8 protein-coding genes are annotated in these 8718 nt (G+C 71.5%); 6 read left to right on the top strand and 2 right to left on the bottom strand.

Annotated features, from left to right (window positions below):
• From FNH05_RS05290 to FNH05_RS05265, 6 genes are all read left to right on the top strand, one after another.
• On the top strand, positions 1–1619 hold a 1619-nt coding region (locus tag FNH05_RS05290; RefSeq protein WP_144586132.1), incomplete at its 5' end, for a glycoside hydrolase family 3 protein.
• Between the two features lie 170 nt (positions 1620–1789).
• Positions 1790–2743: an ABC transporter substrate-binding protein gene (locus FNH05_RS05285; RefSeq protein WP_144586131.1), complete on the top strand. Its 954-nt coding sequence runs from the start codon at positions 1790–1792 to the stop codon at positions 2741–2743.
• Positions 2730–3653, top strand: coding sequence for an amino acid ABC transporter permease (locus FNH05_RS05280; RefSeq protein ID WP_186382389.1), 924 nt, complete (start codon positions 2730–2732; stop codon positions 3651–3653). The genes FNH05_RS05285 and FNH05_RS05280 overlap by 14 nt, the downstream gene beginning before the upstream one ends.
• Before the next feature lies 1 nt (position 3654).
• On the top strand, positions 3655–4419 hold the full coding sequence (locus FNH05_RS05275; protein WP_144586130.1) for an amino acid ABC transporter ATP-binding protein: 765 nt from the start codon (positions 3655–3657) through the stop codon (positions 4417–4419).
• Positions 4419–6158, top strand: coding sequence for an aminotransferase class V-fold PLP-dependent enzyme (locus tag FNH05_RS05270; RefSeq protein ID WP_144586129.1), 1740 nt, complete (start codon positions 4419–4421; stop codon positions 6156–6158). The genes FNH05_RS05275 and FNH05_RS05270 overlap by 1 nt, the downstream gene beginning before the upstream one ends.
• Before the next feature lie 51 nt (positions 6159–6209).
• Positions 6210–6959: an MBL fold metallo-hydrolase gene (locus FNH05_RS05265; RefSeq protein ID WP_144586128.1), complete on the top strand. Its 750-nt coding sequence runs from the start codon at positions 6210–6212 to the stop codon at positions 6957–6959.
• Here the strand turns inward: FNH05_RS05265 and FNH05_RS05260 are convergent, their stop codons facing one another.
• Positions 6960–8177, bottom strand: a complete 1218-nt coding sequence (locus FNH05_RS05260; RefSeq protein ID WP_144586127.1) for a cytochrome P450 — start codon at positions 8175–8177, stop codon at positions 6960–6962.
• Positions 8174–8707: a PadR family transcriptional regulator gene (locus tag FNH05_RS05255; RefSeq protein WP_144586126.1), complete on the bottom strand. Its 534-nt coding sequence runs from the start codon at positions 8705–8707 to the stop codon at positions 8174–8176. Before FNH05_RS05255 ends, FNH05_RS05260 begins: the two co-directional genes overlap by 4 nt.
• Positions 8708–8718: the final 11 nt, after the last annotated feature.

The raw sequence follows: 8718 nt of genomic DNA, 5'->3' as shown, positions 1-8718 counted from the left end.
CCCCCAACACCCCGCGGGCGTGGGCCGACATGGTGGACGGCTACCAGTCGCACGCGCTCGCGACCCGGCTGCACATCCCCCTGCTGTACGGCATCGACTCCGTGCACGGGGACAACAACCTCGTCGGCGCGACGGTCTTCCCGCACGACATCGGGCTCGGCGCGACCCGCGATCCCGCGCTGGTGCGCGAGGTCGAACACGTCACGGCCACCGAAACCCGGGCCACCGGACCGCAGTGGGTCTTCGCGCCGTGCGTGTGCGTGACACGCGACGAGCGGTGGGGCCGCACCTACGAGAGCTTCGGCGAGGACCCGGCTCTGGTGTCCGCCATGGAAACCGCGATCGACGGGTTCCAGGGCACGAGCCCGGAGGAGTTGGCCCGGCCCGACCACGTGCTCGCGACCGCCAAGCACTACGCGGGGGACGGCGACACCACCTACGGCACCTCCACGACCGGGACGTACACCATCGACCAGGGCGTGACCGTCACCGACTGGCCGCACTTCCGGCGCGTCGACCTCGCGCCGTACGTCACCGCCGTCCGGCAGCACCACATCGGCAGCGTCATGCCGTCCTTTTCGAGCGTGCAGTGGACCGACCGGCCGGGCAGCACACCGGTCAAGATGAGCGCCAACCGGGAACTGATCACCTCGGTGCTCAAGCAGAAGATCGGGTTCGGCGGGTTCGTGATCAGCGACTGGGAGGCGATCCACCAGTTGCCCGGCGACTACGCCACGCAGGTCCGCACCGCGGTCAACGCCGGGATCGACATGTTCATGGAGCCCTACAGCGCCGCGCAGTTCGAGCAGACCCTCCTCGCGGAGGTGAACGCCGGGCGGGTGAGCACGGCCCGGATCGACGACGCGGTGAGCCGCATTCTCAAGGCGAAGTTCGAGCTCGGCCTGTTCGAACACCCCTACACCGACCGGACGAACCTGGGCGCCGTCGGCTCGCCCGCCCACCGTGCGGTGGCCCGGCAGGCGGTCGCGGAATCGCAGGTACTGCTGAAGAACTCCGGGGGTGCGCTGCCCCTGAAACCGTCCCAGCACATCTATGTGGCCGGGGTCAACGCCGACGACCTCGGCAACCAGGCCGGCGGCTGGACGGTGACCTGGCAGGGGCAGTCCGGCAACGGCGCCTTCCCCGGCACCACGATCCTGCAGGGCATCCGCGCGCAGGCGGCGAACGTCACCTACAGCCCGGACGCGTCGGCGCCGATGGCCGGGGCGGACGTGGGCATCGTGGTGATCGGCGAAACGCCCTACGCCGAAGGCATGGGCGATGTCGGCAACAACGGGCACACACTGGAGATCTCGGCCGCGGACCGGGCGGCCATCGACCGGGTGTGCGGCACGATCCGGACCTGCGTGGTGCTCGATGTGGCGGGACGGCCCCAGATCGTCACCGATGAACTGTCCAAGATGGACGCTTTCGTGATGTCGTGGCTGCCCGGCGGCGAGGGGGCCGGGGTGGCGGACGTGCTCTTCGGCCGCACCCCGTTCGGCGGGAAGCTGCCGGTGAGCTGGCCGCGCAGCGCCGCCCAGGAGCCGGTCAACGTCGGCGACCCCGGGTACGACCCGCTGTTCCCCTACGGGTACGGCCTCACCACCCGGCGCTGACCGGGGCGGCGCCCGAGCGTTGGAGCGGGGCCTGTTCGCGGCGAATCATTCGGAGCGAACAGGCCCCGCTGCACACCCACGAAAGGTGGATTTCAACTGACAGTTGACCACTTCAACAGGTGGTTGTAGCGTCCTGGGCCAGCGTCGGGGCGCAGAAGCGAGGAGATGCCATGTCGGCCAGGTCACGAGGGGCGCGCTGGGCCGCGCTCGTTGCCGGTTCTCTGCTGTTCACGGCCGCCTGCGGGGGCGGACAGGACGGCTCGGGCGGGTCCGCGGGAGGCCCGGCGGGCGGCGGCGGGGCACCGGACACCGCCGCCATCGTGCGGGCCGTGACCAAGGATCCGCAGCTCGCCGCGGTGCTGCCCGCGAAGATCGCCCAGGCCGGGGTGCTCCAGGTCGGGTCGAACGTCCAGTCCCCGCCCAACAACTTCTACGCCGCCGACGGCAAGACCCCGGTCGGCTTCGAGGCCGACCTGATCACCGCGGTCGCCGCGAAGCTCGGCCTGACCGTGCACTACCAGGACATGCCCTTCGGCTCGCTGATCACCAGCCTGCAGTCCGGGCGGCTCGACGCGACCATCGCCGGGATGAACGACACCAAGACCCGCGAGCAGCAGATCGACTTCGTGGACTACTTCCAGTCCGGTATCACGATCATGGTTCGCAAGGGCAACCCGGACGGGATCACCGGTCCGGACTCCTTGTGCGGCAAGGCCGTCGCCGTCGTGCAGGGCACCAGCCACCAGACCTTCGCGGCCGGGCAGAGCACGAAGTGCACCCAGGCGGGCAAGCCCGCGGTGACGGTGACCGCGACCGACAGCGACTCCCAGAACCAGAACCAGTTGCGCACCGGACGGGTCGCCGCGCTGCTCAACGACCTGCCCTCGGCCGCCTACATCTCGAAGAACGCGGGCAACGGGACGTTCTTCGAGGTCGTCCCGGGGCAGCCGATCGACGGCGGACCCTACGGCATCGGCGTGCACAAGTCCGTCCCGCAGCTGACCGACGCGCTGTCGAAGGCACTGACCGCGCTCGTCGAGGACGGCACCTACGGCCGGATCCTCGACGCGTGGGGCGTCCGGCAGGGTGCGCTCTCGAAGGTGACCGTCAATGCCGGAAACTGAGCTGTCCGCCCCCACCGGCGGCACGGTGGCCGGCGCGGTGCTGCCGATCGTGCGGCGGCGGCACTGGGGCCGCTGGATCAGCGCGGTGATGATCCTCGCGCTGCTGGCGGGCCTCGGCCTGCTGCTGGCGCGGGCGAAGATCGCCTACGACCAGGTGCCCGCCTTCCTCTGGTACCGCGTCATGCTCACCGGCCTGCTCAACACCGTGGTGCTCGCGGTGGTCGCGCAGGCGGTCGCGATCGTCCTCGGGGTGGTGGTCGCACTGCTGCGCCGGTCGGCCAACCCGGTCGCCAGGGTCGTGGCCGCGGTGTACGTGTGGTTGTTCCGCGGGCTGCCGGTGCTGCTGCAGATCCTGATCTGGTTCAACCTGGCGCTGGTGTTCGAGTTCGTCTCGATCCCGCTGCCCTTCGGCGGCTACCTGGTGCACGAGCCGACGAACGTACTGGTCAGCGCGTTCGTCGCGGCCCTGCTCGGTCTCGCATTGAACGAGAGCGCCTACATGGCCGAGATCGTCCGCGCCGGGCTCGGCAGCGTCGACGCCGGGCAGGTCGAGGCGGCCAAGGCGATCGGCATGACCCCGGCGGCGGCGCTGCGCCGCGTGGTGCTGCCGCAGGCGATGCGGGTGATCATCCCGCCCACCGGCAACGACTTCATCAACATGCTCAAGGGAACGTCGATGGCGTCGGTGATCGGGGTGACCGAGCTGATCCATGCCGCCAACAACATCTCGTCGAACAACCTGCTGGTCATGGAGACGCTGCTGGCCGCGGCGATCTGGTACATGGTCGTGGTCACCGTCGCCAGCGTCGGCCAGCACTACCTGGAACGGGCGTTCGGGGCCGACGCCAGGACCGGCGCGTGGTCGCGGGTGGGCAGGGCACTGCGCGCCGTCCCGCTGAGGAGGGCGTGAGATGTCGGAGCCTCTGCTGCGGGCCGTGGGCGTCCGCAAGCGTTTCGGGTCCACCGAGGTGCTCCGGGGGATCGACCTGTCCGTCCGGAAGGGACAGGTCGTGTGCCTGCTCGGCCCTTCGGGCGCCGGGAAGAGCACCTTCCTGCGGTGCGTCAACCGGCTGGAGACCATCGACGGCGGGCAGGTGTGGGTCGACGGGGAACCGATCGGTTTCCGGCTGCACAAGGGAAAACTGCACGAGTTGAGCGAGCGTGAGGTGGCCGGGCAGCGCCGGGACATCGGCATGGTGTTCCAGCGGTTCAACCTCTTCGCCCACCGGACCGTGCTGGAGAACGTCATCGAGGGACCGGTCAGGGTGCGCGGGATCGGTGCCGGGGAAGCCACCGAGACCGCGATGTCCCTGCTGGCCAGGGTGGGGCTCGCGGACCGCGCCGGCGACCGTCCCGGCCGGCTTTCCGGCGGCCAGCAGCAGCGCGTGGCGATCGCGCGGGCGCTGGCGATGAAACCGAAGCTGATGCTGTTCGACGAGCCGACTTCCGCGCTGGACCCGGAACTGGTCGGCGAGGTGCTGGAGGTGATGACCGCGCTCGCGGCCGAAGGGATGACAATGGTGGTCGTGACACACGAAATGGGATTCGCCCGCGAAGTGGCGGACGAGATCGTCTTCATGGCGGACGGGGCCGTGGTGGAGACCGGGCCGCCCGACGAGGTGCTCACCGCGCCGCGGCACGAGCGCACCCGCCAGTTCCTGGCGCGCATCCTGTAATGGCCAGGATCTCGCCCCGCTACCTGCTGCAGTTCGACGAGCCGGCGGGCTACCTCGACTTCGCCCGGTTCGGTCCGCCGTCCCACGCCGTGCTGGACACCACCGCCCGGCTCCTGGAACGGACGGTCCGGGCCGGACCCTCCACTGTGGACGAATTGATGCGCCAGGAGGTGCGCGCCAAGGCCGCCGTGGCCCGGTTGTGCCGCACCGACACCGACCACGTGGTGCTGGTGCCCACCACCAGCCAGGGCCTGTTCCAGGCCGCGTTCAACGGGCCCGGCGGTGAGGTGCTGGTCTCGGCCTCCGAGTTCCCGGCCAACACCTATCCCTGGGCACGCGCCGAGGAGACCGGGCGCCTGCGGGTGCGGCGCCTGCGTCCCCCGGACGGCCGGGTCACGCCGGAGGCGGTCCGCGCCGCGCTGACCGGGGACACCACCGTCGTCTCGGTGAGCGCGGTGGACTTCCGCACCGGCTACCGGGCCGACCTCTCCGCACTGCGGGAGGTCGCCGGGGACCGGCTGCTGGTGGTCGACGGCATCCAGGGCTTCGGTGCGATCGACCTCCCGTGGGAGACCGCCGACGTGCTCGTGGTGGGGGGCCAGAAATGGTTGCGCGCCGGGTGGGGAACCGGGTTCGCGGTGCTGTCGGACCGGGCGCTGGACCGGGCCAGGCCGGTGCTGTCCGGATGGACCGGCGCCCACGACCCCGGCCTGTTCGACGACGAAATCCATCCCGTGGCCGGTACCGCGGCCTCCTGGTCGATCAGCAACCTCAGCCCGGTGACCTCCGGCGCCTTCGCCGCCGCGCTCGAACTGGTGGAGGAGGCCGGGGTCGCCGCGATCGAGGCGCGGATCGCCGAGCGGGTCGGGGAACTGGACGAGGTGCTGCGCTCGGCGGGCGCGCGGATCGTGTCGGCCGTGGACCGGCGGGCCGGGATCGTGGCCTTCGCCCTGCCGGAGCATCCCGCCGAACACCTCGGCGCGGTCCTGGCGGCGGAAGGCATCGCGGCCACTGTGCGCACCGACCACATCCGGCTCTCGCCGCACGCGTCCACCTCATCGGCGACCGTGGAGCGGCTCCGGTCCGTGCTGGCGTCCTTCGCCCGCCCCGGCCGCGGCACCGAACCGGCCCCGATCCCGGTCACCACCGCACCGGAGGCGGCCCGTTCGGTGCTGACCGCGCTGATCCCCGCCGTCCGCGGACTGGCCGCCATGCTCGGGCCCGGCAACGAGGTGGTGCTGCACGACCTGGGCAAACTACCCGATTCGATCGTCGCCATCGCCGGTTCGGTGACCGGCCGGGCCGCGGGCGGCCCGATGACCGACCCGCTGCTGGGGCTGGTGCGGCGGGGTACCACGCAGGACCTCACCAACTACGAGACGCACACGCCGGACGGCACCCCGATCCGCTCCTCCACCCTCTTCCTGCGCGACGCCGAAGGGGTGGCGATCGGCTGCCTGTGCGTGAACAGCGAACGCACCGACCTGCCCGCGGAGTCGACGCGGCGGGAGACCTTCCCGCCCGATGTGGACAGTCTGCAGCGGTTCCTGGTGGACCGGGCGGTGCGGGAGACCGGCATCCCGGTCGAGCTGATGAAGAAACAGCACAAGGCCGCGGTGGTACGGGAACTGGACGAGGCCGGGTTCTTCCTCATCAAGGACGCGGTGGACTTCCTGGCCGCCGAACTGAAGGTCACCCGCTACACGATCTACAACTATCTCAACGAGATCCGCGCCTGAAGACCGGGCGGTTGACGATCGCGCCCCGGGCGCGCGAGGGAAGGCGGGTGGATGGCGAGCAGGCCGGTGGTGACGCGCGTGGCCGACGGCGCGTACCTGGTCGCGGGAACCGCGGTGAACTGGGTGGTGCTCACCGACGGCGACGCGGTGACCCTGATCGACGCCGGCTACCCCGGTGACGCGGGCGCCGTCGAGGCCGTGCTGGAGGGCATCGGGTACCGGATCGGGCAGGTCGAGGCGGTGCTGGTCACCCACGCCCACATCGACCACGTCGGCGGCCTGTCCGGGCTGCTCGGCCGCGCCCGGTTCCCCGTGTACCTCAGCGAGCGGGAGGTGCACCACGCCCGAGGCGAATACCGGCAGTCCGCGGGCCCGGCGGACGTGCTGGGCCGCCTGTGGCGCCCCGGCTTCCCCGGGTGGGCGCTGTCCATCCTGCGGGCCGGTGCGCTCCGGCACGTGACACTGCCGGACGCACGGCCGTTTCCCGGTCCGGGCCCGCTGGACCTGCCCGGGCGCCCGGTGCCGGTGCCCACCCCCGGCCACACCTCCGGGCACAGCGCCTACCACCTGCCGGACCTCGGCGCGGTGGTGTCCGGGGACGCGCTCGTCACCGGACACCCGACCTCCCCGGCCGCGGGCCCGCAACTGCTGATGCCCTTCTTCAGCCACGACAACGCGCTGGCCGCGGCCTCCCTGGACGCCCTCACCGCGCTCGACGCCGACCTCCTGCTTCCCGGGCACGGGCCGCTGCACCGCGGCCCGGTGCGCGAGGCGGTCGCCCGCGCGCGGGAGCGCGCCTGATCACCAGAGGACCGGCACCCGGTCCACCCCGCCGGTGACGCGGTTGGCGCGCACGCCGAGTTCGTTCACGTCGGCGGCCAGTCGCAGCCCGGGGAACCGGCGGAACAGCGAGGCGAACACGATCCGGAGCTCGGTGCGAGCCAGGCTCGCGCCGATGCAGAAGTACCCGCCGTGCCCGAACGCGACGTGGGTGTTGGGCTTGCGCCCCGGGTCGAACGCGTCGGGCTCGTCGAAGACGCTGTCGTCGCGGTTCGCGGCGGCGACCGAGACCACCACGGCGTCGCCCCGGTTGATGGTGACGCCGCCGATCTCGACGTCTTCGCGGGCGTACCGCAGCAGACCGAGGCCGCCGGGGGAGGACAGGCGCAGGATCTCCTCCACCGTCGGCTGGGCCAGCCCTTCCGGGTCCGCCACGAACCGGTCGGCCCTGGCGGTGTCGGTGAGCAGGAACAGCACGCCGAGGTCGATCCGGTTCGAGGTGGTTTCGTGCCCGGCGAACAGCAGTCCGGCGGCCAGGCGGGCGAGGTCGTCGTCGGTGAAGTCCGGGTCATCGGCCTGGGCGGCGACCATGTCCGAGACCACGTCCGCGGCCGGGTTCTTCCGCTTCGCGGCGGCGAGCCCGCCCATGTAGGCGGAGAACTCGTCCATGGCGCGCTCGGCGTCGTCGCCGCTGTCGAGCCGCCCCACCCGGTCGGAAAGCCCGCGGAAGTAGGCGTGGTCGGCGTAGGGCACGCCGAGCAGTTCGCAGATCACCAGCACCGGCAGCGGGAACGACAGCAGTTCGTGCAGGTCGACCGGTTCGCCGGGGGCGGCGTCGTGCGCCTCCCGCATCGCGTCGAGGCGCCCGTCGGTCAGCTCCTGGATGCGGTCGCCCAGCAGGCGCATCCGCTTGGCGGAGAAGGCGGGCACCAGCATCCGGCGCAGCCGGGCGTGGTCCCGTGCCTCGGTTTCGTGGTCGCCGCTGGGGCCGCCGAGGATGGCCGCGGAGGACATCTTCGGCGCCGAGTCCGGGTCCGGATGGGAGCGGCCGAACCGGGGATCGGAGAAGATCTCCCTGGCCTGGCGGAACGCGGTCACCAGCCAGGCCGGGTCACCGGCCGGGGTCTTCACCCGCACCACCGGTCCTTCCCGGCGCAGCACCCGGTACAGCGGGGCGATTTCGAGGACGTTCGGACGGTCGAAGGGCAGCTGCGGAGCGGGGGGCAGTGCGGTGGTCATCGGGTTTCCCCTTCCGGTCGTGCTTGTGTGTCGGTCGCGGCGGCCCGGAGGCCGGCCAGCCAGGCGCGTTCCTCGCTCACCTTGTGGAGTACCCGGTCCAGCACCAGGCGGCTCCAGGTTTCCTCCTGGGCGGAGGCGAGCTTGGCGATCCGGATCCCGATCCGGTCGAGCGCGCGATCACGCGCGTCGAGCACCCGGAGCCGTTCGGGCGGGCCGAGCCGGTGGAAGTTCGCCAGCCGGGCCAGGAATTCGGATTCGTCGGCGGCCAGTTCTTCCGGCAGTTCGGCCAGCATGTCGTGCAGGAGTTCCCGGCCCACCGCGGTGATCTCGTAGACGTGCCGGGGCGGTTTGCCTTCCTGCTCCTCCGCGCTGCGGATCACCGCGCCCGCGTCGGCGAAGCGGCGCAACGTGGGATACAGCGAATTGTTGGACAGGGTCCGTCCCGTCGACTCTTCGATCTCCCGGCGGAGTTCGTAGCCGTGGAACGGGCGCTGGGCCAGCTTGGCCAGGAGGAGCACCTCGGTCCACACCTAAGTCACCG

The sequence above is a fragment of the Amycolatopsis rhizosphaerae genome, from assembly GCF_007713715.1.
GTDB lineage: Bacteria > Actinomycetota > Actinomycetes > Mycobacteriales > Pseudonocardiaceae > Amycolatopsis_E > Amycolatopsis_E rhizosphaerae.
The sequence above is the reverse complement of the archived record's forward strand: the minus strand, read 5'-3'. Positions and strand labels throughout refer to the sequence as shown.